Below are 25,014 nucleotides of genomic sequence, written 5' to 3'. Positions count from 1 at the left end.
GGGGGGCGCGGCGGGGGGGGGGGGGGGGGGGGGGGCGGGGGGGGGCGGCGGCGCCGGCCGCGGGGGCGGGGGGGGGGGGCGGGCCCGCGCGGGGGCCCCCCCCCCCGGCCAGGTCAGCCGGCCAGGCCCGGCAGCGGCAGGGTGTGGGTCAGCCCGCCGATGGGGGTCTTGTCGATGCCGGGGATGGTCGGGATGGCGCCACGCGTGGCGGCACCGGCCTCGGCGGCCGGGGCGGGCGCCGCCTGGCCGGCGGCCGGGGTGAGGGTGCCGAGCGTGCCGGTGACCTTGTCGCCGCCGGGCAGCTTGGCAGCGGTGTCGGTGACCGCGCCGGTCACCGCGGGGTTCGTGACCGCGCCGGTGGGCAGCCCGAGGCCGCCGGGCGCGGGGGCGGCGGCGGCGGTACCGGCGCCCACCGCCGCGATGGCGATGCCGAGCGCCGCGGTGCCGGCGGCCTTGAGAGCCTGCTTCATGGTTCGTCCCTTGGGTCGTCGTCGGTGGCCGACATCGGGACGGGGCGGACGGGCTACCGCCGCCACGGCCTGTCAGCATGGACGGGCACACCGTAGTGAGTGGGCCGCGCGAGGACCAAAGGGTGTTCACTCACCCGAGTGAGTAGTCGGATGAACGCCAACTCCCTTTCGAGACATGGGCGTTCACCCGACCATTCGAACGGGCCGGGCCGCTCAGCTGTCGCCGGTGCCCGAGCTGAACAGCCACTCCGCCTTCAGTTCGGCGTACCCCGGCTTGATCACGTCGTTGATCATCGCCAGCCGCTCGTCGAACGGCAGGAACGCGGACTTCATCGCGTTCACCGTGAACCACTCCATGTCCCCCAGCGTGTAGCCGAAGGCCTCCACCAGGTGCCCGAACTCGCGGCTCATGCTGGTGCCGCTCATCAGCCGGTTGTCGGTGTTCACGGTGACCCGGAACTTCAGCCGGCTGAGCAGCCCGATCGGGTGCTCGGCGTACGAAGTGGCCGCCGCGGTCTGGAGGTTGGAGGTCGGGCACATCTCCAGCGGGATGCGCTTGTCGCGCACGTACGCGGCCAGCCGGCCGAGCTCGACGCTGCCGTCCTCGGCCACCGTGATGTCGTCGACGATCCGCACGCCGTGGCCGAGCCGGTCGGCGCCGCAGCACTGCAGGGCCTCCCAGATCGACGGCAGGCCGAAGGCCTCGCCCGCGTGGATGGTGAAGTGGTTGTTCTCGCCCTTGAGGTAGTCGAAGGCGGCCTGGTGGCGGGTGGGCGGGTGGCCCGCCTCGGCACCGGCGATGTCGAAGCCGACGACGCCCTGGTCCCGGTGGCGGTTGGCCAGTTCGGCGATCTCGGTGGAGCGGGCGGCGTGCCGCATCGCGGTCAGCAGGGTGCCGACCCGGATCCGGTGGCCGGCCGCACGGGCGTTGGCCTCGCCGAGGCGGAAGCCCTCGTTCACGGCCTGGACGACCTCGTCCAGGGACAGGCCGGCCTCCAGGTGCTGCTCGGGGGCGTAGCGGACCTCGGCGTACACGACGCCGTCGGCGGCCAGGTCCTCGGCGCAGTCGGCGGCGACCTTGATCAGGGCCTCGCGGGTCTGCATCACGGCGCAGGTGTGCGCGAAGGTCTCCAGGTAGCGGACCAGCGAGCCGGAGTCGGCGGCCTCGCGGAACCACTCGCCGAGCTCCTTGGCGTCGGTGGTCGGAAGGCCCTCGTAGCCGACCGCGGCGGCCAGCTCGACGACCGTCTCCGGGCGCAGCCCGCCGTCGAGGTGGTCGTGCAGCAGCACCTTCGGCGCGCGGCGGATCTGGTCGGGGGTGGGGATGCGCGGGCCGGCGCCCGCGGCGGTGACAGGGATCTGCTTCTCCATTGCGGAAATATAGCCCCTACGCGCGTAGACCCACCACTGTTAACACGGCCGGTTCGGCGAAAGTCCACCGGGAATTCCACCGTCCGGGCCATCCCCGGCACATCCGGCCCAGTTGCGGCTCAATCGTGCTGCAGCAACCGGCCCCGCCGGGACAGCACGAAGTCCCGGAACGCCGCCACCGGCGGGGTCAGCGGCCGCCCCGCCGCCCAGGCCAGTCCGATCGCCCGCCGGGTGCGCGGCGCCGTCACCTCCAGCTCCACCACCCCCGGCCGCGGCACCAGCGCCGGCGGCAGCAGCGCCACCCCCAGCCCGGCCGCGACCAGCCCGCGCAGCGTCTCCGCCTCCTCCCCCTCGAAGGCCAGCCGCGGCACGAACCCGGCCTGCGCGCAGAAGCCGTCCGTGATCGCGCGCAGCCCGTACCCCTGCTCCAGCCCGACGAACGGCTCCTCGGCCACCTCCGCCAGCCGGATCCGCCGCCGGCCCGCCAGCCGGTGGTCCGCCGGGACGACCAGGTGCAGCCGCTGCTCGTCCAGCGGGCGGGCCGTGAAAGCCGGATCGTCCGGCAGCGGCGCGACCAGGCAGAGGTCCAACTCCCCCGCCCGCAACCGCTCCAGCATCGCCCCGACGTAGTCCTGCACCAGCTGGAACCGGACCTGCGGATGCCCCGCCCGGAACCCGCGCAGCAGCGCCGGCACCGCGTCCGTCCCCATCGTGTGCAGAAAGCCGAACGCCACCCGCCCCGCCGCCGGATCGGCCTCCGCCCGGGCCGCCTCCGCACCCCGCTCGACCTCCGCCAGCGCCCGCTCCACCGAGGCCAGCAGCAGCCGGCCGGCCCTGGTCAGCCGGACCGTCCGGCCCTGACGGGCCAGCAGGTCCACACCCAGCTCCTCCTCCAGCCGGGCCACCGCCCGCGACAGCGTCGGCTGCGGCACCCCGAGCAGCGCGGCCGCCCGCGTCACGTGCTCCAGCCGGGCCACCGCCGCGAACTGGGCCAGCCGGGGCGCCAGCAGCACCGCCGGCTCGTCCGGCCCCAACTCCGCCACCCGGTACCGCGGCTCCGTGCCGTCCGTCACGTCCACCCGGTCCGCCCCGGCCATCCCGCCACCACCTCGACTCATACGACAACGCATCGATCATCCACCGTTCATGCATTGGACGCATCAACCGCAGCGCGCCTACCGTCGACGACATGCAGCCCGCCGATACCAGGGCATCCGTGACCACCCCGGATGCCCCCGCCCCCGACGCCTCGCACGACGACCGCCACCGCCCCGGCCAACGCGCCTTCCGCCGCGCCAACCTCGCCCTGTTCGCCGCCGGAGTCGCGACCTTCGTCCTGCTCTACTCCACCCAGGGCCTGCTGCCGATCCTCTCGGCCGACCTCGACCTCACCCCCGGCCAGGCCAGCTGGACGGCCTCCGCCGCCACCCTCGGACTCGCGCTCGCCCTGCTCCCCGCCAGCGCCCTGTCCGACCGGTACGGCCGCACCGCCGTGATGACGGCCTCCACCCTCGCCGCCGCCACCCTCGCCCTCGCCCTGCCGTTCGCGCCCGACCTCACCACCCTCGTCGTGCTGCGCGTCCTCCAGGGCGCCGCGCTCGCCGGGCTGCCCGCCACCGCCATGGCCTACCTCGCCGAGGAGGTCCACCCCAGCGCCCTGGCCTCCGCGATGGGCCTGTACGTGGCCGGCAACAGCATCGGCGGCATGGGCGGCCGACTGCTCTCCGGCTGGACCGCCGCAGCCTTCGGCTGGCGCTGGGGCCTCGCCGCCTCCGCCGCCCTCGCCCTGCTCGCCGCGCTCGCCTTCCGGCTGCTGATCCCCGCCGCCCGGCACTTCACCCCGGCCCCGGTGGACGCCCGCGCCCTCGCCCGCACCGTCGGCCAACACCTGCGCAACCCGCTGCTGGTGCGGCTGTACGCGCTCGGGCTGCTGTTCATGGCCGTGTTCGGCGCGGTCTACAACACCGTCGGCTACCGGCTGATCTCGGCGCCGTTCCACCTGCCCGAGTCCGTCGCCGCCTCGATCTTCGTCGTCTACCTGGTCGGCACCGGCACCTCCGCCGCGGCCGGCCGCCTCGCCGGCCGACTCGGCCGCCGCGGCGCGCTCTACGTCTCCATCGGCGTGACCGCCGCCGGGCTGCTGCTCTCCCTCACCGAGTCCCTGGTCTGCGCCCTGCTCGGCCTGGTCCTGATCACCGCCGGCTTCTTCGCCGGCCACGCCACCGCCTCCTCAGCGGTCGGCCGCACCGCCACCGAGGGCCGCGCCCAGGCCTCCGCCCTCTACCTGATCGCCTACTACCTCGGCAACAGCCTCGGCGGCACCCTGGGCGCCGACGCCTACCACGCCACCGGCTGGCCCGGCGCCGCCACCGTCGGCCTCACCGCCATGACCCTCGCCGCCGCCGTCACCCTCTACGCCACCCGCCAGGCCCACGCGGCCCGGCAACAGGACCGACTGAGCAGACTTTCTGCCAGGTAGACTTTCCCCATGGCAGACCTCAAGCGCCGCCGCCGCCCCCACCTGGTGTCCACGCCCGTGCGGAAGAAGGGCGTGGTCACCATCCCGCAGGAGATAAGGGAGCAACTGGACCTCCAGGAGGGCGACCAACTGGTGGTCGCCATCGAGGACGGCCGCATCGTGCTGACCCCCGCCTCCGTGATCCCCGACGACCAGGCATGGTTCTGGGGCGCCGGCTGGCAGGAGAAGGAGCAGGAGGTCGACGAGGCGATCGCCGAGGGCGACCGCGGCGAGGTCTTCCAGGACGGCGACGCCTTCCTGCAGTCCCTCGCCGACGAGGGCGGCCTGGACCTGGAGGAGATCAAGCGCCGTGCCGACGCATGAGTCACTGGCCCACTTCCTCCGTGACTGGAAGGGCCTGACTCCCACACAGAAGGCCGCATTCCTCGTCGCCGTCGCCCAGTTCGTCACCGACCTGCGGGCCGGTCAGGGCTTCCGACGCGGCCTGCGTGTGAGGAAGATGCAGGGCCACCCGGACATCTGGGAGCTGACCTGGGCCCCGGACGGCCGTGCCACCTTCCACTACGGCCTCCCCGTCCAGGGCGGGGACCCGCACATCGTCTGGCGCCGAATCGGCACCCACGACGTCTTCAACCGCCCCTGACGACCACCGCCGATACACTCCGGGCATGAGCGTTGATCCGGCGGCGTACGCCCGATTGCGGGAGATCGCCGATCAGCTTCCCCGGCTGCCGGGGCTGGGGAGGGTCGAGATCGCCGACGGAGCGGTCGTCCTGATGCTGTCGCCGGTCAAACGGCACGAACTCGCGGTACTGCGGATCGCTCAACAGCTCAATGCCCAGCTACCGCAGACCCACCCCGGCTACATCGCCCACGGTGGCGCGGACCTGGAGGACGTCGGCCTCGGTCGGCTTCGGAATCCCGACCTGATGGTGTTCCCCGACGCGGCGCTGGACGACGACGACCCGGCCTTCCTTCCCCACGAGATCCTTCTCGTCGTGGAAATCGTCTCCACGTCCAACCCCGAGAGCGACTACCGCGACAAGGTCCACGACTGCGCGGCGATGGGCATTCCGCTCTATCTCCTGGTCGATCCCCGCAAGGGCACCGGCATCGTCCACGACGAGCCCGGCTACACCCGCCGCAAGGACTTCGCCTTCGGCGACAAGATCACCGTCGGCCCCTGGACGCTCGACACCAGCGTCCTGCGGACTTACGCCTGAACCCGCACCCGCAGGACACCGGCCGACCGGGCCCGAGCACACGGAAGGAGCCCGCACCCGGCAAACCGGGTACGGGCTCCTCGCCGGTCCCTCATGCAGCCGGCGCGTGAAAGCGAAGCTTCGTATCAGCGCCGGGCACCACGTGGATGTCCAACTCGGCTTCCAGAGCCACCGCCAGCTTTTCCAACAGCGGCAGGGTGGGCACGGTTCCAGCTCCCTCGATGCACTCGATCTCGTCTTCGGTCATGTTGGCGCGACGGGCCACGTCCGTCTGCGACAGGCCGAGAGCAGTGCGGCGGTCGTAGAGCGCCTGCCCGAACGCCCAGGAGTAACGAAACTCCAGCCGCTCTGCGGCCATCTCCGGGCTCTCCTGCACCTGCTCGCCCAGCAGCTCACGCGTGCGGCGGGTCTTCCACTGGGAGTGGTTCACTGCGACTCTCCTTCCGGGACGATCCGGCTGAACTCTTCGTGCGCGGGTGCGTGTTCGGACTCGCAGATCTTCTGAGCCCACAGCGCCCGGGTGACCTCAGCAGTCTCGCGCATCCGTCTCTTGGTGAACACCGTCAGCAGAATGATTCGTCGCCCCGGCGCCAGCCAGTAGGTGATTCTCGTGGCCGCGCCACCCAGATCGAAACGAAGCTCGCGCACCAGCCCATCCAGGTGGCGCGAGTACGGCTCGCCGAGTGTCGTCGGATGGTCGGCCAGGAGATCGACGGCGCGCTCGGTCCTGGAATAGTGCCGCGGCGCAAGCGCGGTGAGCCAATCACGAACCTCAGGTTCGATCTCGACCGTGAAGCGGTCAACTCCCATGTGCGGCAGCGTAGGGCACGCTGCCACACATGGGGTAATCACACGGTCACGCGATGCGGTCGAGGACGATCGGGTTCGGGGTGAAGGCCGTGCCGGCCGGGGAGACCTCGATGCCGCCCGTCAGTGCCTCGATGGCGTAGTCGTAGCGCTCGGGGGTGTCGGTGTGCAGGGTCAGCAGGGGCTGGCCGGCCACGACGGTGTCGCCGGGCTTGGCGTGCATCTCGACGCCGGCGCCGGCCTGGACCGGGTCCTCCTTGCGGGCGCGGCCGGCGCCGAGGCGCCAGGCGCAGACGCCGACGGCGTAGGCGTCGAGCTCGGTGAGGACGCCGGAGGCGGGCGCCGGGATGACGTGCTGCTCGCGGGCGACCGGGAGGGGGGCGTCGACGTCGCCACCCTGGGCGGCGATCATGCGGCGCCAGTGGTCCATCGCGGAGCCGTCGCGCAGCGCGTCGGCCGGGTCCTTGCCGTGCACGCCGGCCGCGGCGAGCATCTCGCGGGCGAGGGCGAGGGTGAGCTCGACGACGTCGGCGGGGCCGCCGCCGGCCAGCACCTCGATCGACTCGCGGACCTCCAGCGCGTTGCCGGCGGTGAGGCCGAGCGGGGTGGACATGTCGGTGAGCAGGGCGACGGTGTTCACGCCGGCGTTGGTGCCCAGGCCGACCATGGTGCGGGCGAGTTCGCGGGCGTTGTCGAGGTTCTTCATGAAGGCGCCGGAGCCGACCTTGACGTCCAGGACCAGGGCGCCGGTGCCTTCGGCGATCTTCTTGGACATGATCGAGGAGGCGATCAGCGGGATGGCTTCGACGGTGCCGGTGACGTCGCGCAGCGCGTAGAGCTTCTTGTCGGCGGGCGCGAGGCCGTCGCCGGCGGCGCAGATGACCGCGCCGGTGGAGCGCAGGACGTCGAGCATCTCCTCGTTGGAGAGCAGGGCGCGCCAGCCGGGGATGGACTCCAGCTTGTCGAGGGTGCCGCCGGTGTGGCCGAGGCCGCGGCCGGAGAGCTGCGGGACGGCGGCGCCGCAGGCGGCGACGAGCGGGGCGAGCGGGAGGGTGATCTTGTCGCCGACGCCGCCGGTGGAGTGCTTGTCGCTGGTGGGCAGCGGCAGCGAGGAGAAGTCCATCCGGACGCCGGAGCGGATCATGGCGTCGGTCCAGCGGCTGATCTCGTGCGACTTCATGCCGTTCAGCAGGATCGCCATGGCCAGGGCGGACATCTGCTCGTCGGCGACCTCGCCGCGGGTGTAGGCGTCGATGACCCAGTCGATCTGAGCGTCGCTCAGTTCTCCGCTGTCGCGCTTGGTCCTGATGACGGAGATGGCGTCCATGCGTGCTCCAAGAGGGGTTTCAAAAGCGAAGAGTGTCGCGAGATGACCGGGTTCCGGCCCACTCGCGACACTCTACGCGCGTAACAATTGTCGAAGCTAGAGCCGCTCCGGCCCGAACGCGTCGGGCAGGACCTCACTCATCGGGCGGATCCCCGAGGGCAGCTCGATCAGCAGTTCCGGCCCGCCGTGCTCGTAGAGCAGCTGGCGGCAGCGCCCGCACGGCATCAGCAGTTCACCCGCGCCGTCGACGCAGGTGAAGGCCGTCAGCCGGCCGCCGCCGGTGGCGTGCAGCGCGGACACCAGCCCGCACTCGGCGCACAGCCCTAGCCCGTACGAGGCGTTCTCGACGTTGCAGCCGGTGACCAGCCGCCCGTCGTCCACCAGCGCGGCCGCGCCGACCGGGAACTTGCTGTACGGGGCGTACGCGTGGGTCATCGCCTCGCGCGCGGCCGCGCGCAGCCGCTCCCAGTCGATCGCGGCCGACGCCGCAGGCGCCGTCACTTGCCCTGGCCCTTGCGGTAGATCTGACCGTCCGCCTTCGGCATGCGCAGCCGCTGGGAGGCCAGCGAGAGCACCACCAGGGTGATCACGTACGGCGTGGCGACGATCAGCGGGCGCTGCACCTCGTCGGTGAGCGCGTACCAGGCGCCGAGACCGCCGGCGACCACGAAGGAGATCGCCGCGCCGGTGAACTTGCGCCGGTACAGCTGCCAGAGCGCGAGCAGCGCCATCGCGATGGCGACGGTCAGGATCAGCACGTGCACCGACTCCGGGTCGCGCAGCTGGAGGCTGTCGGTGAAGCCGAACAGGCCGGCGCCCATGGCGAGGCCGCCCGGCATCCAGTTGCCGAAGATCATCGCGGCGAGGCCGATGAAGCCGCGGCCGAGGGTCTGGCCGTCCTTGTAGAAGTGCGCCGCGACCAGCGAGAGGTACGCACCGCCGAGGCCGGCGAAGGCACCGGAGGCGATGACCGCGAGGTACTTGTACTTGTAGACGTTGACGCCCAGCGACTCGGCGGCGGTCGGGTTCTCACCGCAGGAGCGCAGCCGCAGGCCGAACACCGTGCGCCAGAGCACGAAGTAGCTGACCACGATCATCGCGCCGGCCAGCAGCACGACCACCGAGATGTTGGTGACCAGGCCGCCGACCACGCCGGCCACGTCCGAGACCAGGAACCAGTGGTGCTTCTCGATGTCGGACAGCCACGAGGACAGCCCGGGAACGGTGATGTACGGCAGCGGATCCGCCGGCGGCGACTGGTTCGCACCCGCGCCGACCGCGATGTAGTCCTTGTAGTAGATCCGGTTGACGTACGCGCAGATGCCGGGGATCAGCAGGTTGATGCCGACGCCGGAGACGATGTGGTCGACGCCGAAGGTGACGGTCACGAGCGCGTGCAGCAGACCGCCGAGCGCGCCGCCGAGCATGCCGGCCAGCAGGCCGACCCACGGGTTGACCAGGTAGCCGGCCCAGGCACCGCAGAAGGTGCCGGCGACCATCATGCCTTCGAGGCCGATGTTCACCACGCCGGCCCGCTCGGACCACAGACCGCCCAGACCGGCCATGCCGATCGGCACGGCGGCGCTGAGCGCGGCGGTGATCTGACCGGAGGAGGTCAGCGCGTGGTTGCCGGTGGCCATGCCCACGGCGGAGAACAGGACCAGGGCGCCCGCGATCAGCAGCAGCACCACCGGCCAGGACATCTTGCGCTTCTTGGTGGGCGCGCCCGGCGCCTTGGGACGCGCGGCGGTAGCCGTGCTCATGCGGACACCTCCTTCTTCTCAGTGGCCGCGAGCTGAGCCGCGAGCTGGGCGGCGAGCTGGGCGCCGACCTTCTGCTGCTGGCGCTTCAGGCCGTAGCGGCGCACCAGTTCGTAGGCGACGACGACGCAGATGACGATGGTGCCCTTCATGACGTCGACGATCTCGAAGGGGAAGCCGCCCTGGAGCGGCAGCTGGGAGCCGGTGGTGTCCAGGAAGGCGAACAGCAGGGCCGCGAAGGCCATGCCGATCGGGCTGTTGCGGCCGAGCAGGGCGATCGAGATGCCGAGGAAGCCCAGACCGGGCTGGAAGCTCTGGCCGTAGTAGAACGAGTTCTGCACCAGCTCGGGCATGCCGATCAGACCGGCGATCGCGCCGGAGACCGCCATCGAGATGATCACCATGCGCTTGACGTTCACGCCGGACGCGGTCGCGGCCGACTCCGAGCGGCCGGTGGCGCGCAGGTCGAAGCCGAAGCGGGTGCGGGTCAGCGCGAACTGGAACACCACGCCGACCAGGGCGGCGATGAAGATGAAGCCCCAGAGCGGTCCACCCGCCGTCTCCAGCGTGAAGAAGTGGCTGGACTGCGAGATCGGGTCGGTCTGGATCGAGTTGCTGGTGGCGCTCGTCTTCGGCGCGAAGATGCCGGGGACGAGCAGCAGGCCGACGACCGCGATCGAGATCGAGTTCAGCATGATGGTCGAGATGACCTCGCTGACCCCGCGGTAGACCTTCAGCAGACCGGCGATGCTCGCGTACAGGCCGCCGACCAGCATGGCGGTGACCAGCAGCAGCGGGATCTGGATGATCGCGGGCAGGTCGACCTTGGCACCGACGAAGGCCGCGAACAGCGCCGCGACCTTGTACTGGCCCTCGACGCCGATGTTGAACAGGTTCATCCGGAACCCGAAGGCGGCGGCAGCGGCGGCCAGGTAGTACGTGGTGGACCGGTTGAGGATCCCCACTTGGCCGTCCGACTTGCCGGCGTACGTGAGCATCACGTTCCACGCGTCGAACGGGTTCTTGCCCGAAGTCGCCAGCAGGACGGAGCAGATCACGATGGAGAGCACGACCGCGAGCACCGGCGCCGCCAGTGCGAGCACGATCCGCTCACCGCTGATCCGCTGCGCCAGGCTGCGCTTGGCGGCGGTGTTGGGACTGGTCATGTGGGTTACTCCCCCGCCTGCGGGTCGTCGGCGGTGTCGGTGGGGCCGGCGTCGGACTCGGCCTCGGTGCCCTCCGCGAGGATCTCGTGGAAGTGCTCGACGGCCTCCGCATCGGACTCGAGGTGGCCGCTGGCGGCACCCGTCATGGCGGTGCCGAGGTCCTCGGCGGTGACGGTGGCCGGGTCGGCGTCGGCGACCAGGCGCCCGCGGTAGATGACCCGGATGGTGTCGGACAGGCCGATCAGCTCGTCCAGGTCGGCGGAGATCAGCAGGACGGCCAGGCCGGCCCGCTGGGCGACCCGGATGTGCTCCCAGATCTGCGCCTGCGCGCCGACGTCCACACCACGGGTGGGGTGCGCGGCGATCAGCAGCTTGGGCTGGTGGCTCATCTCGCGGCCGATGATCAGCTTCTGCTGGTTGCCGCCGGAGAGGGAGGCCGCGGTGACCTCGATGCCGGGGGTGCGGACGTCGTAGGCCTCGACGATCCGCCAGGTGTCCTTGCGGGCGGCGCCCGGGTCGAGCAGGACGCCCTTGGAGTTGGGCGCCTCGGTGACGTGACCGAGGATCCGGTTCTCCCAGAGCGGGGCCTCCAGCAGCAGGCCGTGCTTGTGGCGGTCCTCGGGGATGTAGCCGATGCCGGCCTCGCGGCGGGCCCGGGTGAGCGAGCCGGAGAGGTCCTTGCCGTCCAGGGTGACGGTGCCGCCGTCCAGCGGCAGCATGCCCATGATGGCCTCGACCAGTTCGGCCTGGCCGTTGCCCTCGACGCCGGCGATGCCGAGGATCTCGCCCTTGTGGATGCGCAGCGAGATGTCGTCGAGGACGACGCGCTCGATGCCCTCGGCGTCGGTCTTGGCGATCCGCAGGTCCTTGACGTCGAGCATCTCGGTCGTGGTGACGGTCGACTCGCGGCTCTCCGGGGAGGGCAGCTCGGCGCCGACCATCATCTCGGCCAGCTGACGGGCGGTGACGGCCTTCGGGTCGGCGTCGCCGACCGTGGTGCCGCGCCGGATCACGCTGATCGCGTCGGCCACCGCCAGCACCTCGTGCAGCTTGTGCGAGATGAAGATGACGGTGACGCCCTCGGACTTGAGCTCGCGCAGGTTGTCGAACAGCGCGTCGACCTCCTGCGGGACGAGCACGGCCGTCGGCTCGTCGAGGATCAGGATCTTGGCGCCGCGGTAGAGCACCTTGAGGATCTCGACGCGCTGGCGGTCGGCGACACCGAGGTCCTCGACCAGGGCGTCCGGGCGCACGCCCAGGCCGTACTGGTCGGAGATCTCCTTGATCTTCGCCTTCGCCTTGGCGCCGATGCCGTGGAGCTTCTCGCCGCCGAGGACGACGTTCTCCCACACGGTGAGGTTGTCGGCCAGCATGAAGTGCTGGTGGACCATGCCGATGCCGCGGGAGATGGCGTCGCCCGGGGTGTTGAACTCGCACGGCTCGCCGTTGATCGCGATGGTGCCCTCGTCCGGCTTCTGCATGCCGTAGAGGATCTTCATCAGCGTCGACTTGCCGGCGCCGTTCTCACCCATCAGGGCGTGCACGGTACCGCTGCGGACGGTGAGGTTGATGTCGTGGTTGGCCACGACACCGGGGAAGCGCTTGGTGATGCCGCGCAGTTCGACGGCCGATGTCGCCGTCCCCGCGCTGGGGGTACCGTCCTCGCGCGGGGGGACGGGGTCGGATGCGGTGATGGCGATCTCCTGGTGGTCTGGAGGCGCGTCGTTGCGCTGGGAGGGCCAAGGGGAAGACGGGGGACAGGACGGGGCCCGGGGGTACGCGTTGAGCGCACCCTGCCGGGCCCCTCCCGTGATGCTTTGCCGTTCATGGCGCTGCCGGGCAGGCGGCAGTCGCCGGTGCGTCCGGGACGCGCGGGCCTTACTGGGCCGGCGCGGTCGGGACGGTGGTGGCGCCGGAGGTGATCGCCGTGGTGGCGCCCTTCAGCTTGTCCTGGATGTCGTCGAGCTTGCCGCCGGTGGTGGCGAGCGAGACGCCCTCGGCCTTCAGGTCGAAGAGCTTGATGCCGGTGAACGGCTGGCCCTTCTTGATCGACTCGATGTAGGAGAAGACGGCGTTGTCGACGTTCTTCACCATCGAGGTCAGGATGCTGTTCTTGTACTTCGCCAGGGCCGGCTGGGCGGCCTGGTCGGAGTCGACGCCGATGGCCAGGGCACCCGGCTTGTTGGCGACGGCCTCGATGGCGCCGTTGCCGGAGGAGCCGGCGGCGGCGTAGATGACGTCCGCGCCCTTGTCGAGCTGGCCCTGCGCGGCCTCCTTGCCCTTGTCGGGCGAGTTGAAGCCGGTGAAGTCCGGAGGCGTGGTCAGGTAGGTGGTCTCGACCTGGATGTTCGCGTCGACGGACTTCACACCCGCCTTGTAACCGGCCTCGAACTTCTTGATGAGCTCGGTCTGCACACCGCCGATGAAGCCGACGTGCTTGGACTTCGACTTGTTCGCGGCGGCGACGCCGGCGAGGTACGAACCCTCCTGCTCGGCGAAGACCAGCGAAGTGACGTTGGACGGCTGGTCCTTGTCGTTCGAGTCGATGATCGCGAACTTGACGTTCGGGTTGTCCTTGGCGACCTTGTCGACCGCCTGCTGGTAGACGAAGCCGACCGCGATGATCGTCTTGTAGCCGCCGTCGATCAGGTTCTTGAGGCGGGTCTCCTTGTCGGCCTCGGCCTCACCGGTCTTGGCGTCGGCCTCGGTGACCGCGACGCCGAGCTCGGCCTTGGCCTTGTCGAGACCGCGGGCGGCGGAGTCGTTGAACGACTGGTCGCCACGGCCGCCGATGTCGTAGGCCATACCGACCTTGATCGAGCCGTCGCCCGAACCGGAGGAGGTGTTGGTGTCAGTGCTCTTTGCGCCGCAAGCGGCGAGCGAGGCCATGCCCAGGGAACCCGAGAGCACAACCGCAGCGAGCTTCATTGAACGGCGCAAGGGAGTATCTCCTTCTCACACGCACCTGATTAGCGTGGTCGGACGCCACCGTAACGCGCGTAGAACACGGTTGGGTTACGGGCTGCCGGACCATTCGGGTTGTTATCAAACCGTGGTCTCACGGTCTTCCCAAGGCCCTATTCCCGTGCGCGGACGGTGATCCAAAGCTGGTTTTGCGGCCCAGTCTACGGAACCGTTCGATAACCCCGGATGGCGGTAAACCGGCCGGTCACCGAGATGAGGTGCCGGCCGGTCGCCCGAGGGTCGCCCGAGAGGGCGTTCACGCAGTGCCCGAGGAGATGCCCGAGGACGGTGTGCGCCGCTCAATCCCGCGGCTCAGTACTGCTGTTCGGTTTCGGCGGCTCGGTCCTGCCGCTCAGCTCTGCCGTTCGATTTCCGCAGCTCAGTCCTGCGGCTCAGTGCTGTGGCTCGTCCAGGGCGAGCGTCGCGAACAGCTCCACGCCGATCCCGATCGCGCGCTCGTCGGCGTCGAAGCGGCCCTGGTGCAGGTCGCGGACGGTGGTGTCACCGGGGGCGCGGACGCCGAGCCGGGCCAGCGCGCCCGGGGCGTGCTCCAGGTACCAGGAGAAGTCCTCGCCGCCCAGGCTCTGCTCGGTGCTCTCCACCACCTGCGCGCCCTCCCGGCCGAACCGGTCGGTCATCGCCGCGTCCAGCAGGGCGACCGAGACCGCCTCGTTGACCACCGGCGGCACCCCCCGGTGGTAGTCCAGCGTCCACTTCGCCCGGTAGGTCTCGGCGAGCTTGGCGATCAGCTCGTGCAGCAGGTCGGGCGCCTCGCGCCAGCCGTCCAGCTCCAGGCAGCGGACGGTGCCCTCCAGTTCGGCGCGCTGCGGGATGACGTTGGGCGCGGAGCCGGAGGCGATCCGGCCCCAGACCAGGCTGACGCCCCAGCGCGGGTCCATCCGGCGGGCCAGCGCGCCCGGCAGGTCGGCGGCCATCCGGGCGATCGCGGTCACCAGATCGGTGGTCAGGTGCGGGCGGGCGGTGTGCCCGCCGGGGCCGTCCAGGTGCAGCACCAAGCGGTCGCAGGCCGAGGTGATCGCCCCGGTGCGCAGGGCGATCCGGCCCACCTCCACCTTGGGGTCGCAGTGCACCGCGAAGATCCGGCCGACGCCGTCCATCCCCCCGGCCTTGATCACGTCCAGCGCACCGCCCGGCAGGACCTCCTCGGCCGGCTGGAACACCAGCCGGACGGGGCGGCGCAGTTCGCCGGTGCGGACGGCCTCGGCCAGCACCAGGGCGGTGCCGAGCACCACCGCGGTGTGCACGTCGTGGCCGCAGGCGTGGGCCCGGCCGGGGACGGTCGAGCGGTACGGCACGTCGGTCTTGGCGTCGTCGATCGGCAGCGCGTCGATGTCGGCGCGGAAGGCCAGGAACTCGGTGCCGGGGGCGGTGCCGGCCGGGACGATGTCGACGATCAGGCCGGTGCCGCCGGGCAGCACCCGGGGGCTCAGGCCGGCCGCCACCAGCCGGTCGCGGAGCAGGCCGGTGGTGCGGAACTCCTGGCGGCCGAGCTCCGGGTGCCGGTGCAGGTCACGGCGGAAGGCGATCAGCTCGGACTCCAGCCCCCGGACCCGGGCGCGCAGTTCGGCGGCGGGGCGTGCGGTGGCCAGAGTGGCGCCCGGCTGAGCGGGCTCAGGACGGTTCATCTCAACAAGGGTAGGCCTGTTGGGGGGATTTGGCCCGACTTCTGGAAAACTAGTCCCCGGATGGGCGCATACCGGCCGAACAGGTGGGTATGACATCTCGTTTCAGCCGCCTTCCCCGATTGCTTGCCCTGTGCAACGACCGCCCGGAGCGGCGGTCACGGCCGGCCCCTTCTTGGCGATGCGTCAGAAGCTCTCCACCGGGGCGTACACGCCCCACACCTCCCGCAGCGCGTCGCAGACCTCGCCGACGGTGGCCCGCGCGGCCAGCGCCTCCTTCATCGGGTACAGCACGTTCCCCGCCCCCTCCGCGGTGCGGCGCAGGCCGTCCAGCGCCCGGGCGACGGCCACGCGGTCCCGGCCGGCCCGCAGCCGGGCCAGCCGCTCGGCCTGCTGCCGCTCGACCGCCGGATCCACCCGCAGCGGCCGGTACGGCTCCTCGGCGTCCAGCCGGAAGCGGTTGACGCCGACCACCGTCCGCTCCCCGGAGTCGGTCTCCTGCTGGAGCCGGTAGGCGGTGCGCTCGATCGCGGCCTTCTGGAAGCCCTGCTCGATCGCGGCCACCGCGCCGCCCAGCTCCTCGACCCGGGCCATCAGCGCCAGCGCGGCGGCCTCCACCTCGTCGGTCAGCGACTCGACCGCGTACGAGCCGGCGAACGGGTCGACGGTGGCGGTCACGTCGGTCTCGTGGGCGAGCACCTGCTGGGTGCGCAGGGCGAGCCGGGCGGCCTTCTCGGTGGGCAGCGCGATCGCCTCGTCGAAGCCGTTGGTGTGCAGCGACTGGGTGCCGCCGAACACCGCGGCGAGCGCCTGCACCGAGACCCGGACCAGGTTCAGCTCGGGCTGCTGGGCGGTGAGCTGCACCCCGGCGGTCTGGGTGTGGAAGCGCAGCATCCACGAGCGCGGATCCTTCGCGCCGAACTCCTCCCGCATCACCCTGGCCCAGATCCGGCGGGCAGCACGGAACTTGGCCACCTCCTCCAGCAGCGTGACCCGGGCCACGAAGAAGAACGAGAGCCGGGGGGCGAAGTCGTCCACCGCCATCCCGGCGGCGATCGCGGTACGGACGTAGGCGATGCCGTTGGCCAGCGTGAAGGCGATCTCCTGCGCCGGATCCGCCCCAGCCTCGGCCATGTGGTAGCCGGAGATGGAGATGGTGTTCCAGCGCGGGATCTCCGCCCGGCAGTACCGGAAGACGTCCGCGACCAGCCGCAGCGAGGGCTGCGGCGGGAAGATGTACGTGCCCCGGGCGATGTACTCCTTCAGCACGTCGTTCTGGACCGTGCCGGTCAACCGGGCCGGCGCCACCCCCTGGGCCTCGCCGACCAGTTGGTAGAGCAGCAGGAGCAGCGCGGCGGGCGCGTTGATGGTCATCGAGGTGGACACCCCGCCCAGCGGGATGCCGTCGAACAGCACGGCCAGGTCCTCGACGCTGTCGACGGCCACGCCCACCTTGCCCACCTCCCCGGCGGCGAGCGGCGCGTCCGAGTCGTAGCCCATCTGGGTGGGCAGGTCGAAGGCCACCGACAGGCCGGTGCCGCCGCCCGCGATCAGCTGCCGGTAGCGGGCGTTGGACTCGGCGGCGGTGCCGAAGCCCGCGTACTGGCGCATCGTCCACGGCCGGCCGGCGTACATCGTCGGGTAGACGCCCCGGGTGTACGGGTACTCCCCCGGCCGGCCGAGCCTGCTCGCCGGATCCCAGTCGGCCAGCGCCTCCGGGCCGTACAGCGGCTCGATCGGGAAGCCTGACTCGGCGCGGCGCGGCTCGGCTGCCATGAGGTCCCTCCACGGGATCGGCGGGGGCATCGGTCGGTCCTCGCAATGTAGGACAGGACCTGGAGCGGGACCGGGCGGCGCGGGCGCGGACACGGTTGAGATGATCGGGTGAACGACCGGATGAGCCCCAGGGAGTGGCAATGACCGAGCAGAAGGTGGCCGTGGTCACCGGTGCCAGCAGTGGAATCGGCGCGGCGACCGCCCGCCGGCTGGCGGCCGAGGGCTTCGACGTGGTGCTGACCGCCCGGCGGACCGAGCGGATCGAGGCGCTGGCCAAGGAGATCGCCGACGGGGGCGGTTCGGCCAGGGCGGTCACGCTCGACGTCACCGACCGGGCCGCCGTGGACGCCTTCGCGGCCGAGGTCGGCCGGGTCGACGTGCTGGTGAACAACGCCGGCGGGGCGATCGGCGCCGAGACGGTCGAGCACGGCGACCCGGCCGACTGGCTGGCCATGTACGAGGTGAACGTGCTCGGCGTGCTGCACGTGACGCAGGCGCTGCTGCCGGCCCTGCGGGCCACCGGCGACGGCACCGTGCTGGTGCTCTCCTCGACCGCCGCGCTGGCCGCGTACGAGGGCGGCGGCGGGTACGTCGCGGCCAAGCACGCCGCGCACACCATCGCGGCGACGCTGCGCCTGGAGCTGTGCGGGGAGCCGATCCGGGTGATCGAGATCGCCCCCGGCATGGTGAAGTCCGAGGGCTTCGCGGTCACCCGCTTCCGCGGCGACGAGGAGAAGGCCGCGGCCGTGTACGCCGGCGTGGCCGAGCCGCTGACCTCGGAGGACATCGCCGACACCGTGGCCTGGGCGGTCACCCGCCCCCCGCACGTCAACATCGACCTCCTGGTCGTCCGCCCCCGCGCCCAGGCCGCCAACCACAAGGTCCACCGCGCCTGACCCGCCCCCGGCGGGCAGCCCGGGGGCCATGATCAAACGTGTCACCCGCCAGTGGTACACACGTGCGATGAGAACCTTCCGGGCCGCCCGCCCACGGGTCCTGCTGACCGCCCTGGCGGCAGGCACCCTGCTCCTCACCTCCGCGTGCAACGACACCGCCAAGCCGTCCCAGGACCAGGCCGCCGGCACCTCCGCGCCCGGCACCACGAGCCCCACGGCCACCCCGCCGCCGACCCCGACGCCCAAGCCCACCGGCGAGGCCGACCCGGCCCTCCAGCCCTTCTACGGCCAGCAGATCGCCTGGGCCGACTGCCCGGCCGACCCCACGGCCGAGAAGCTCAAGATCGACATATCCGGGATGCAGTGCGGCAAGCTGCACGTCCCGCTCGACTACGCCAACCCCGGCACCGACGCGATCGACCTCGCCCTGGTCAAGTACCCGGCCGCCAAGCCGGACCAGCGGATCGGCTCGCTGATGGTCAACCCGGGCGGCCCGGGCGAGTCCGGCGTCGGGATGGTCAAGTACGGTGCCAAGGACTTCACCGGCGCCATGCACAACCGCTTCGACGTCATCGGCTTCGACCCGCGCGGCACCGGGGACAGCTCACCGGTCGTCTGCTACGACGACAAGCAGCGCGACGCCGCCGACCAGCAGGACGCCCCGCTCGACCTGGAGACCCGCAAGGCCGAGCACGTCAAGCAGGCCACCGAGCACGCCGCCGCCTGCCAGGCCAAGTCCGGCAGGCTGCTGCCGTTCGTCGGCACCCGCAACACCGCTCGCGACCTGGACGTGCTGCGCGCCGTCAGCGGCGACAAGAAGCTCAACTACCTCGGCATCTCCTACGGCACCTACCTCGGCTCGCTGTACGCGGAGGAGTTCCCGAAGAACACCGGCCGGCTCGTCCTGGACGGCGCCGTCGACCCCTCCCAGGACACCATGGACCACGGCGTCGACCAGCAGGTCGGCTTCGAGAAGTCCTTCGAGCGCTTCGCCGCCGACTGCGTGGAGAACCACGCCGACGAGTGCCCGCTCGGCAAGGACCCGGCCAAGGCCGCCAAGAAGGCCGCCGACTTCCTGGACGGGCTGTACGACCACCCGCTGACCGTCAAGGACGGCCGCAAGCTGGGCCGCGACCTGGCCTGGACCGGCACCATCTCGGTGCTCTACGGCGACGAGAAGACCTCCTGGAAGTACCTGCGCGCCGCCCTGGGCTGGGCGATGGTGCGCGGCAAGGGCGACTACCTGATGGACTCCGCCGACGGCTACAACGGCCGCGACGAGAACGGCCACTACAGCCCGATGCAGGAGTCCAACGGCGCGATCGGCTGCGCCGACGCGGCCCGCCCGGCACCGACGCCGGAGCACGCCAAGCAGGCGGTGGACCGGCTGACCGCCGAGGCGCCGCTGCTGTCCAAGGGCACCACCGTGGACGACTACAGCGAGGCCGGCTGCGCCTACTGGCCGTTCAAGACCACGGAGAAGCCGCACACCATCCGGGCGGAGGGCGCCGCCCCGATCCTGGTGGTCGGCTCCACCGGCGACCCGGCCACCCCGTACGCCTCGGCCGAGGCGCTGGCCAAGGGCTTCGCCAGTGCCACCCTGCTCACCCGGGTCGGCGAGGGGCACGGGGCCTTCGGCAAGGGCAACGTCTGCATCGACCGGGCCCTGGAGGCCTACCTGACCGAGGGCACGATGCCGGCCGACGGGACCCGCTGCTCCTGAGGCGGGGGTGCCGGATCAGCGGATGCCGGATTAACAGATGAATGCGGGGAGGGCGCTGACACAAAGATGTCAACGTCACAACTTGATAGCTCGTCCGGATGAATTCCGCGCGCGCCCTCCCCAACTGATGACGGCTCAACTACCTTTGAGGAGCTGCCCGACCGGCGCCGTGACGCCGCCCGCAGCCCCCATACTTCAGCTGCTCCACCCCACCCCACTTCACCGGCACCTTCCCGCCCTCACGAGGAGGACCCGCTGGCCAGCGACATCCCGCCACAGCGGCTCGATCCAAGCTCCGAGCCGACCCTCCTCGGGCTGCACCGCTTCAACGAAGCCGATGCCGGCGCCGCCGAGGAGGCCCTCCTGGCCTGCTGCGGCAGCCACCGCTGGGCCCTGCGGCTCACCGCGCACCGGCCCTACCCCGACATAGAGTCCCTGCTGGCCGCCGCCAGCGAGGCCTCCTACGACCTCCGCCCGGCCGACCTGGCCGAGGCGCTCGCCGACGAGAGCTGGATGCCGCAACCGCTGCTCGGCATGCGGGCACCGGGCAGCCAGGCCGCGCACACCGCGCTGCGGGCCGCCCACGCCGCGTACGAGGCCAGGTTCGGCCACGTCTTCGTGGTCTGCCTGGAGGGTGTGGCCCCGGAGGAGATGCTCGACACCGTGCTCTCCTCGATCCGCACCCGGCTGGCCAACGACCCGGACGAGGAGCGGCTGATCGCGGCGGACGAGCTCCGCCGGATCGCCCTCACCCGACTGGAGCACCTGGTCGCCACCCATTCGGAGGCCGGGGCGCGCTGAGCAGCCGCCGTCTCCTCCATCCCGCCCACTCCCTCCCCGCCCGCTAACTCTCCGCCCGCTACTTCTTCTTCGCCTGGGCGGCCCGCAGCTTGGCCACCTGCTGCCGGACGATCACCTCGTCCGGCGCGGCGGCCGGCTCGGCGGCGACCCCGAAGGTGGTGAACACCGCGAGCGCCGGCCCGATCCGGGCCAGCACCGCACGCTGCGAGAGCACCGCGCTCCCCGATTCATTCGTCAGGGTGAATCCGAGCGCGGCGTCCGCTCCCCCGGGGGTGGGCGTGTCCTCACGGTTCAGCCGGTGCCTGGTCCGGATCGGCGCCTTCTTCCCCGGCTTCTCGGCCGGCGGCGCCGGGGCCATCGAGGTGAACGCGGCACACGGGCCGAACAGCTTCTCCAGCTCCGCCTGGAGCACGGCCGCCCGCCCCGTCCGGTAGCCGAGCAGGCCGCCGTACACGCCGCCCCTGGGGTCGGCGGTCCGGGCCACGCTCAGGTCGGTCTCCGCGTACGGGTAGCCCGGGGCCGGCGAGGCCGAGGCGGTGCCGGCGCCGGCCGAGGCGGCCGGGGTCACCGCGTCCAGCAGCGGCTGGCAGGCCGGGACGTCCGCGACCTCCCGCCCCGCGCCCGCCCCGGTGTCGCCGTGGCCTGGCGTCATCACCGTCACCGTGTAGCCCGCCCCGAGGTCGGCACCGGCCACCGCGGCCGCCCGCAGCTCGGCCGCGGACAGCTCGCGGCCGGGCCCGGCCCGGTCCGCGGAGGAGCCGCCGACCGTGGTGCAGCCCGTGGCGAGCAGCAGCAGGGCCGCGAGGGCGGCGGCGGACGGTCGGACGGGGCGAAGCGGCACGGGGGCCTCGGCAGGGTGTCGGCGGCGGAGCGGGCCGCCACCGTAACGCAGTCGAGCCGTCACCCAGAGCGACCAAAGCGCCGCTGGTTCCCGTCCGGCTAGGCCAGTCGTGCCTGATTGATCACACCTGAGACCCCCGGAGGCGGTTCCCGACGCAGCGTCGATAGGATGCTGGCGGCCGGTGGACCGTACCTGGCCGGGCTGACCGACACCGAAGCCGGCCGAGCCCCCAATCGCTTCCGGAGGGTTTTTCCGTGCCGGCTGGAACGCTGTACCGCGGCCGGGAAGGCATGTGGAGCTGGGTGGCTCATCGAGTCACCGGCGTCCTCATCTTTTTCTTCCTGTTCGCCCATGTCCTGGACACCGCTCTGGTGCGAGTGTCGCCCGAGGCGTACGACACCGTCATTCAGACGTACAAGACTCCTCTCGTGAACCTGATGGAGTACGGCCTGGTGGCCGCCATCCTGTTCCACGCCCTCAACGGCCTGCGGGTCGTCGCCGTGGACTTCTGGTCCAAGGGCCCGAAGTACCAGAAGCAGATGCTCTGGACCGTCGTGGCGGTCTGGGTCGTGCTGATGGCCGGCTCCTTCTACGGGATCCTGCAGCACACGCTGATCTCCTGGTTCGGGAAGTGAGCTGACACATGTCCACGGAATACTCCGACGCGCTGGTCGTCCCCTCCGCGCACGCGCACACCGGCAAGGGCCTCGGCACCGGCAACCCGGCGGACGCGTTCGTCATCGAGCCGCCGCGCAAGCGGACCCCGAAGACCCCGCGCCGCACCCGCACCAACTTCGAGATGCTGGCCTGGCTCTTCATGCGCCTGTCCGGCATCGTCCTCGTGGTCCTGATCCTCGGGCACCTGCTCATCATGCTGGTGCTCGACGGCGGCGTCTCCAAGATCGGCTTCGCCTTCGTGGCCGGCCGCTGGGCCTCGCCGTTCTGGCAGGTCTGGGACCTCACGATGCTCTGGCTCGCCATGCTCCACGGCGCCAACGGCATGCGGCAGGTCATCAACGACTACGCCGAGAAGGACTCGACCCGGCTCTGGCTGAAGGGGCTCATGGGTACCGCCACGGTCTTCACCGTGCTGCTCGGCACCCTGGTGATCTTCACCTTCGACCCCAACATCTGACGACAAAGCATCTAATCGGCAATCGGCAGAGGCCAGAGGCGAGTTAGAACCCCCATGCAGATTCACCAGTACGACACCGTCATCGTCGGCGCCGGCGGCGCCGGCATGCGCGCGGCCATCGAGTCGACGCAGCGCACCCGCACCGCCGTCCTGACCAAGCTCTACCCCACCCGGTCCCACACCGGCGCGGCCCAGGGCGGCATGTGCGCCGCCCTCGCCAACGTCGAGGAGGACAACTGGGAGTGGCACACCTTCGACACGGTCAAGGGTGGTGACTACCTGGTCGACCAGGACGCCGCCGAGATCATGTGCAAGGAGGCCATCGACGCCGTCCTCGACCTGGAGAAGATGGGCCTTCCCTTCTCCCGCACCGAGCAGGGCCGGATCGACCAGCGCCGCTTCGGCGGGCACTCCCGCAACCACGGTGAGGCCCCCGTCCGCCGCTCCTGCTACGCGGCCGACCGCACCGGTCACATGATCCTCCAGACGCTGTTCCAGAATTGCGTCAAGCACGGCGTCGAGTTCTTCAACGAGTTCTACGTCCTCGACCTGCTCATCAACGAGGGCAAGACGGCCGGCGTCGTCGCCTACGAGCTGGCCACCGGCGAGATCCACGTCTTCCAGGCCAAGTCCGTCGTGTTCGCCTCCGGCGGCACCGGCAAGTTCTTCAAGGTCTCCTCCAACGCCCACACCCTCACCGGTGACGGCCAGGCCCTGGTGTACCGCCGCGGCCTGCCGCTGGAGGACATGGAGTTCTTCCAGTTCCACCCGACCGGCATCTGGCGCATGGGCATCCTGCTCACCGAGGGCGCCCGCGGCGAGGGCGGCATCCTGCGCAACAAGGACGGCGAGCGCTTCATGGAGCGCTACGCCCCCGTCATGAAGGACCTCGCGTCCCGTGACGTCTGCTCCCGCGCGATCTACACCGAGATCCGCGAAGGCCGCGGCTGCGGTCCGGACGGCGACCACGTCTACCTGGACCTGACCCACCTGCCGCCGGAGCAGCTGGACGCCAAGCTCCCGGACATCACCGAGTTCGCCCGCACCTACCTCGGCATCGAGCCCTACACGGACCCGATCCCGATCCAGCCCACCGCGCACTACGCCATGGGCGGCATCCCGACCAACGTCGAGGGTGAGGTGCTGCGCAACAACACCGACGTCGTCCCGGGCCTGTACGCGGCCGGCGAGGTCGCCTGCGTGTCCGTGCACGGCGCCAACCGCCTGGGCACCAACTCGCTGCTGGACATCAACGTGTTCGGCCGTCGCGCGGGCATCGCCGCCGCCGACTACGCCAACGTGCACGAGTTCGTCGAGCTGCCCGAGAACCCGGCCGAGAAGGTCCAGGCCCTGGTCGACGGCCTGCGCGAGGCCGCCGGCACCGAGTCCGTGGCGCAGATCCGCAAGGAGCTGCAGGAGACCATGGACGCCAACGCGATGGTGTACCGCACCGGCGCCACCCTGAAGCAGGCGGTCGAGGACATCGCCGCGCTGAAGGAGCGCTACAAGAACGTCTCGATCCAGGACAAGGGCTTCCGGTACAACACGGACCTGCTGGAGGCCGTCGAGCTGGGCAACCTGCTCGACCTGGCCGAGGTGCTGGCCGTCTCCGCGCTGGCCCGCGAGGAGTCGCGCGGCGGCCACTACCGCGAGGACTTCCCGACCCGTGACGACGTGAAGTTCATGCAGCACACCATGGCGTACCAGGAGGTGGCCGCCGACGGCAGCACCTCCATCCGCCTCGACTACAAGCCGGTCGTCACGACCCGCTACCAGCCGATGGAGCGTAAGTACTGATGAGCACTCCTACCGTGGAGAAGCACTCGGCCGCTCTGGACGCGGTCGAGGCGGGCGGCGTCGAGCTGATCACCGTCACCTTCCGGATCCGCCGGTTCAACCCGGAGGAGCACCCGGACCCGGTGTGGGTCGACTACCAGCTGACGCTCGACCCGAAGGAGCGCGTCCTGGACGCGCTCAACAAGATCAAGTGGGAGCAGGACGGCACCCTCACCTACCGCCGTTCCTGCGCGCACGGCATCTGCGGCTCCGACGCCATGCGGATCAACGGCCGCAACCGGCTGGCGTGCAAGACCCTGATCAAGGACGTCGACCCGGAGAAGCCGATCACGATCGAGGCCATAAAGGGCCTCACGGTCCTCAAGGACCTGGTCGTGGACATGGACCCGTTCTTCCAGGCGTACAAGGACGTCATGCCGTTCCTCATCACCAAGGGGAACGACCCGACCCGCGAGCGCCTGCAGTCCGCCGAGGACCGCGAGCGCTTCGACGACACCACCAAGTGCATCCTGTGCGCCGCGTGCACGTCGTCCTGCCCGGTGTTCTGGAACGACGGCCAGTACTTCGGCCCGGCCGCGATCGTGAACGCGCACCGCTTCATCTTCGACTCGCGCGACGAGGGCGCCGAGCAGCGCCTGGAGATCCTCAACGACCGTGAGGGCGTGTGGCGCTGCCGCACCACCTTCAACTGCTCCGAGGCCTGCCCGCGTGGCATCGAGGTCACCAAGGCGATCCAGGAAGTGAAGCGGGCGCTGGTCACCCGCCGCTTCTGATCTGCGCCTGTATCGGGGAATGGCCCCCGTCGTTTGGGTTTTTTGTGAGGGGGGTGTTGAGA

25 protein-coding genes are annotated in these 25,014 nt (G+C 71.1%); 11 read left to right on the top strand and 14 right to left on the bottom strand.

Annotation, left to right across the window (positions count from 1 at the left end):
• Positions 1–113: 113 nt before the first annotated feature.
• The 3 genes from ACFV61_RS08020 to ACFV61_RS08010 form a co-directional block, all read right to left on the bottom strand.
• On the bottom strand, positions 114–470 hold the full coding sequence (locus tag ACFV61_RS08020) for a hypothetical protein (protein ID WP_063349059.1): 357 nt from the start codon (positions 468–470) through the stop codon (positions 114–116).
• A 213-nt stretch (positions 471–683) separates the two neighbouring features.
• Positions 684–1,841 carry an adenosine deaminase gene (locus ACFV61_RS08015; protein ID WP_063349058.1) on the bottom strand — a complete coding sequence of 386 codons (1,158 nt, stop codon included), beginning with the start codon at positions 1,839–1,841 and terminating at the stop codon, positions 684–686.
• A 119-nt stretch (positions 1,842–1,960) separates the two neighbouring features.
• Entirely contained in the window at positions 1,961–2,938 is a 978-nt protein-coding gene (locus tag ACFV61_RS08010) for a LysR family transcriptional regulator (protein ID WP_380490660.1), read from the bottom strand.
• A 92-nt stretch (positions 2,939–3,030) separates the two neighbouring features.
• On the opposite strand from ACFV61_RS08010, the gene ACFV61_RS08005 reads away from it, so the two are divergent.
• Genes ACFV61_RS08005 through ACFV61_RS07990 form a run of 4 tightly spaced genes read left to right on the top strand, consistent with a single transcriptional unit; the run spans position 3,031 to position 5,543 of the window.
• Positions 3,031–4,320: an MFS transporter gene (locus ACFV61_RS08005; protein WP_380490659.1), complete on the top strand. Its 1,290-nt coding sequence runs from the start codon at positions 3,031–3,033 to the stop codon at positions 4,318–4,320.
• A 9-nt stretch (positions 4,321–4,329) separates the two neighbouring features.
• A complete protein-coding gene (locus ACFV61_RS08000) occupies positions 4,330–4,683 on the top strand; it encodes an AbrB/MazE/SpoVT family DNA-binding domain-containing protein (protein ID WP_079135829.1) in 354 nt (117 codons plus the stop codon).
• Positions 4,670–4,963 carry a hypothetical protein gene (locus tag ACFV61_RS07995; protein WP_380490657.1) on the top strand — a complete coding sequence of 98 codons (294 nt, stop codon included), beginning with the start codon at positions 4,670–4,672 and terminating at the stop codon, positions 4,961–4,963. The genes ACFV61_RS08000 and ACFV61_RS07995 overlap by 14 nt, the downstream gene beginning before the upstream one ends.
• A gap of 25 nt (positions 4,964–4,988) precedes the next feature.
• Positions 4,989–5,543, top strand: coding sequence for a Uma2 family endonuclease (locus tag ACFV61_RS07990; RefSeq protein ID WP_380490655.1), 555 nt, complete (start codon positions 4,989–4,991; stop codon positions 5,541–5,543).
• Between the two features lie 91 nt (positions 5,544–5,634).
• Here the strand turns inward: ACFV61_RS07990 and ACFV61_RS07985 are convergent, their stop codons facing one another.
• From ACFV61_RS07985 to ACFV61_RS07940, 10 genes are all read right to left on the bottom strand, one after another.
• Positions 5,635–5,973, bottom strand: coding sequence for a helix-turn-helix domain-containing protein (locus ACFV61_RS07985; protein ID WP_380490652.1), 339 nt, complete (start codon positions 5,971–5,973; stop codon positions 5,635–5,637).
• Entirely contained in the window at positions 5,970–6,353 is a 384-nt protein-coding gene (locus tag ACFV61_RS07980) for a type II toxin-antitoxin system RelE/ParE family toxin (RefSeq protein WP_380490650.1), read from the bottom strand. Before ACFV61_RS07980 ends, ACFV61_RS07985 begins: the two co-directional genes overlap by 4 nt.
• A gap of 46 nt (positions 6,354–6,399) precedes the next feature.
• Complete coding sequence (locus ACFV61_RS07975) at positions 6,400–7,677, bottom strand: thymidine phosphorylase (RefSeq protein ID WP_380370231.1); 1,278 nt, start codon at positions 7,675–7,677, stop codon at positions 6,400–6,402.
• A 96-nt stretch (positions 7,678–7,773) separates the two neighbouring features.
• Positions 7,774–8,178, bottom strand: coding sequence for a cytidine deaminase (locus tag ACFV61_RS07970; RefSeq protein WP_063349052.1), 405 nt, complete (start codon positions 8,176–8,178; stop codon positions 7,774–7,776).
• Positions 8,175–9,440 carry an ABC transporter permease gene (locus ACFV61_RS07965; RefSeq protein ID WP_063349051.1) on the bottom strand — a complete coding sequence of 422 codons (1,266 nt, stop codon included), beginning with the start codon at positions 9,438–9,440 and terminating at the stop codon, positions 8,175–8,177. Before ACFV61_RS07965 ends, ACFV61_RS07970 begins: the two co-directional genes overlap by 4 nt.
• The gene (locus ACFV61_RS07960) at positions 9,437–10,603 is read right to left on the bottom strand and encodes an ABC transporter permease (protein WP_063349050.1); all 1,167 of its coding nucleotides are present in this window, start codon (positions 10,601–10,603) and stop codon (positions 9,437–9,439) included. The genes ACFV61_RS07965 and ACFV61_RS07960 overlap by 4 nt, the downstream gene beginning before the upstream one ends.
• Positions 10,604–10,608: 5 nt before the next feature.
• Positions 10,609–12,189, bottom strand: coding sequence for an ABC transporter ATP-binding protein (locus ACFV61_RS07955; RefSeq protein WP_063349049.1), 1,581 nt, complete (start codon positions 12,187–12,189; stop codon positions 10,609–10,611).
• Positions 12,190–12,481: 292 nt separating this feature from the next.
• On the bottom strand, positions 12,482–13,543 hold the full coding sequence (locus tag ACFV61_RS07950; protein WP_063349048.1) for a BMP family protein: 1,062 nt from the start codon (positions 13,541–13,543) through the stop codon (positions 12,482–12,484).
• A 416-nt stretch (positions 13,544–13,959) separates the two neighbouring features.
• The gene (locus ACFV61_RS07945; protein WP_380490648.1) at positions 13,960–15,213 is read right to left on the bottom strand and encodes an amidohydrolase; all 1,254 of its coding nucleotides are present in this window, start codon (positions 15,211–15,213) and stop codon (positions 13,960–13,962) included.
• A gap of 183 nt (positions 15,214–15,396) precedes the next feature.
• Positions 15,397–16,986, bottom strand: a complete 1,590-nt coding sequence (locus tag ACFV61_RS07940; RefSeq protein WP_063349047.1) for a methylmalonyl-CoA mutase — start codon at positions 16,984–16,986, stop codon at positions 15,397–15,399.
• Positions 16,987–17,126: 140 nt separating this feature from the next.
• On the opposite strand from ACFV61_RS07940, the gene ACFV61_RS07935 reads away from it, so the two are divergent.
• The 3 genes from ACFV61_RS07935 (at position 17,127) to ACFV61_RS07925 (ending at position 20,406) form a co-directional block, all read left to right on the top strand.
• Positions 17,127–17,882 (top strand): SDR family oxidoreductase, encoded by a 756-nt coding sequence (locus ACFV61_RS07935; RefSeq protein WP_063349046.1) that lies wholly within the window; start codon positions 17,127–17,129, stop codon positions 17,880–17,882.
• Positions 17,883–17,949: 67 nt separating this feature from the next.
• On the top strand, positions 17,950–19,605 hold the full coding sequence (locus tag ACFV61_RS07930; RefSeq protein WP_380490645.1) for an alpha/beta hydrolase: 1,656 nt from the start codon (positions 17,950–17,952) through the stop codon (positions 19,603–19,605).
• A 255-nt stretch (positions 19,606–19,860) separates the two neighbouring features.
• Entirely contained in the window at positions 19,861–20,406 is a 546-nt protein-coding gene (locus tag ACFV61_RS07925) for a 2-oxo-4-hydroxy-4-carboxy-5-ureidoimidazoline decarboxylase (RefSeq protein ID WP_380338984.1), read from the top strand.
• A 58-nt stretch (positions 20,407–20,464) separates the two neighbouring features.
• Here the strand turns inward: ACFV61_RS07925 and ACFV61_RS07920 are convergent, their stop codons facing one another.
• Positions 20,465–21,247: a hypothetical protein gene (locus ACFV61_RS07920; protein ID WP_380490643.1), complete on the bottom strand. Its 783-nt coding sequence runs from the start codon at positions 21,245–21,247 to the stop codon at positions 20,465–20,467.
• Positions 21,248–21,501: 254 nt separating this feature from the next.
• Between ACFV61_RS07920 and sdhC the strand changes: the two genes are divergently transcribed.
• The 4 genes from sdhC to ACFV61_RS07900 are packed head-to-tail and all read left to right on the top strand — an operon-like array spanning position 21,502 to position 24,952.
• The gene (gene sdhC / locus ACFV61_RS07915; protein WP_063349043.1) at positions 21,502–21,882 is read left to right on the top strand and encodes a succinate dehydrogenase, cytochrome b556 subunit; all 381 of its coding nucleotides are present in this window, start codon (positions 21,502–21,504) and stop codon (positions 21,880–21,882) included.
• A gap of 8 nt (positions 21,883–21,890) precedes the next feature.
• Positions 21,891–22,382, top strand: coding sequence for a succinate dehydrogenase hydrophobic membrane anchor subunit (locus ACFV61_RS07910; protein WP_063349042.1), 492 nt, complete (start codon positions 21,891–21,893; stop codon positions 22,380–22,382).
• A 54-nt stretch (positions 22,383–22,436) separates the two neighbouring features.
• A complete protein-coding gene (gene sdhA, locus ACFV61_RS07905; protein ID WP_063349041.1) occupies positions 22,437–24,179 on the top strand; it encodes a succinate dehydrogenase flavoprotein subunit in 1,743 nt (580 codons plus the stop codon).
• Positions 24,179–24,952 carry a succinate dehydrogenase iron-sulfur subunit gene (locus tag ACFV61_RS07900; protein ID WP_063349040.1) on the top strand — a complete coding sequence of 258 codons (774 nt, stop codon included), beginning with the start codon at positions 24,179–24,181 and terminating at the stop codon, positions 24,950–24,952. Before sdhA ends, ACFV61_RS07900 begins: the two co-directional genes overlap by 1 nt.
• Positions 24,953–25,014 lie beyond the last annotated feature (62 nt).

This window comes from Kitasatospora sp. NPDC059817, from assembly GCF_042731835.1.
Lineage (GTDB): Bacteria > Actinomycetota > Actinomycetes > Streptomycetales > Streptomycetaceae > Kitasatospora.
The sequence above is the reverse complement of the archived record's forward strand: the minus strand, read 5'-3'. Positions and strand labels throughout refer to the sequence as shown.

Coding starts and splice junctions, on each gene's coding strand:
- ACFV61_RS07940 (WP_063349047.1), bottom strand. CDS start 16,986: ATGGCAGCCGAGCCGCGCCGCGCCGAGTCAGGCTTCCCGATCGAGCCG.
- ACFV61_RS08010 (WP_380490660.1), bottom strand. CDS start 2,938: ATGGCCGGGGCGGACCGGGTGGACGTGACGGACGGCACGGAGCCGCGG.
- ACFV61_RS07930 (WP_380490645.1), top strand. CDS start 17,950: ATGAGAACCTTCCGGGCCGCCCGCCCACGGGTCCTGCTGACCGCCCTG.
- ACFV61_RS07910 (WP_063349042.1), top strand. CDS start 21,891: ATGTCCACGGAATACTCCGACGCGCTGGTCGTCCCCTCCGCGCACGCG.
- ACFV61_RS07990 (WP_380490655.1), top strand. CDS start 4,989: ATGAGCGTTGATCCGGCGGCGTACGCCCGATTGCGGGAGATCGCCGAT.
- ACFV61_RS08020 (WP_063349059.1), bottom strand. CDS start 470: ATGAAGCAGGCTCTCAAGGCCGCCGGCACCGCGGCGCTCGGCATCGCC.
- sdhA (WP_063349041.1), top strand. CDS start 22,437: ATGCAGATTCACCAGTACGACACCGTCATCGTCGGCGCCGGCGGCGCC.
- ACFV61_RS07945 (WP_380490648.1), bottom strand. CDS start 15,213: ATGAACCGTCCTGAGCCCGCTCAGCCGGGCGCCACTCTGGCCACCGCA.
- ACFV61_RS07900 (WP_063349040.1), top strand. CDS start 24,179: ATGAGCACTCCTACCGTGGAGAAGCACTCGGCCGCTCTGGACGCGGTC.
- ACFV61_RS07935 (WP_063349046.1), top strand. CDS start 17,127: ATGACCGAGCAGAAGGTGGCCGTGGTCACCGGTGCCAGCAGTGGAATC.
- ACFV61_RS08000 (WP_079135829.1), top strand. CDS start 4,330: ATGGCAGACCTCAAGCGCCGCCGCCGCCCCCACCTGGTGTCCACGCCC.
- ACFV61_RS07975 (WP_380370231.1), bottom strand. CDS start 7,677: ATGGACGCCATCTCCGTCATCAGGACCAAGCGCGACAGCGGAGAACTG.
- ACFV61_RS07960 (WP_063349050.1), bottom strand. CDS start 10,603: ATGACCAGTCCCAACACCGCCGCCAAGCGCAGCCTGGCGCAGCGGATC.
- ACFV61_RS07980 (WP_380490650.1), bottom strand. CDS start 6,353: ATGGGAGTTGACCGCTTCACGGTCGAGATCGAACCTGAGGTTCGTGAT.
- ACFV61_RS08015 (WP_063349058.1), bottom strand. CDS start 1,841: ATGGAGAAGCAGATCCCTGTCACCGCCGCGGGCGCCGGCCCGCGCATC.
- ACFV61_RS07965 (WP_063349051.1), bottom strand. CDS start 9,440: ATGAGCACGGCTACCGCCGCGCGTCCCAAGGCGCCGGGCGCGCCCACC.
- ACFV61_RS08005 (WP_380490659.1), top strand. CDS start 3,031: ATGCAGCCCGCCGATACCAGGGCATCCGTGACCACCCCGGATGCCCCC.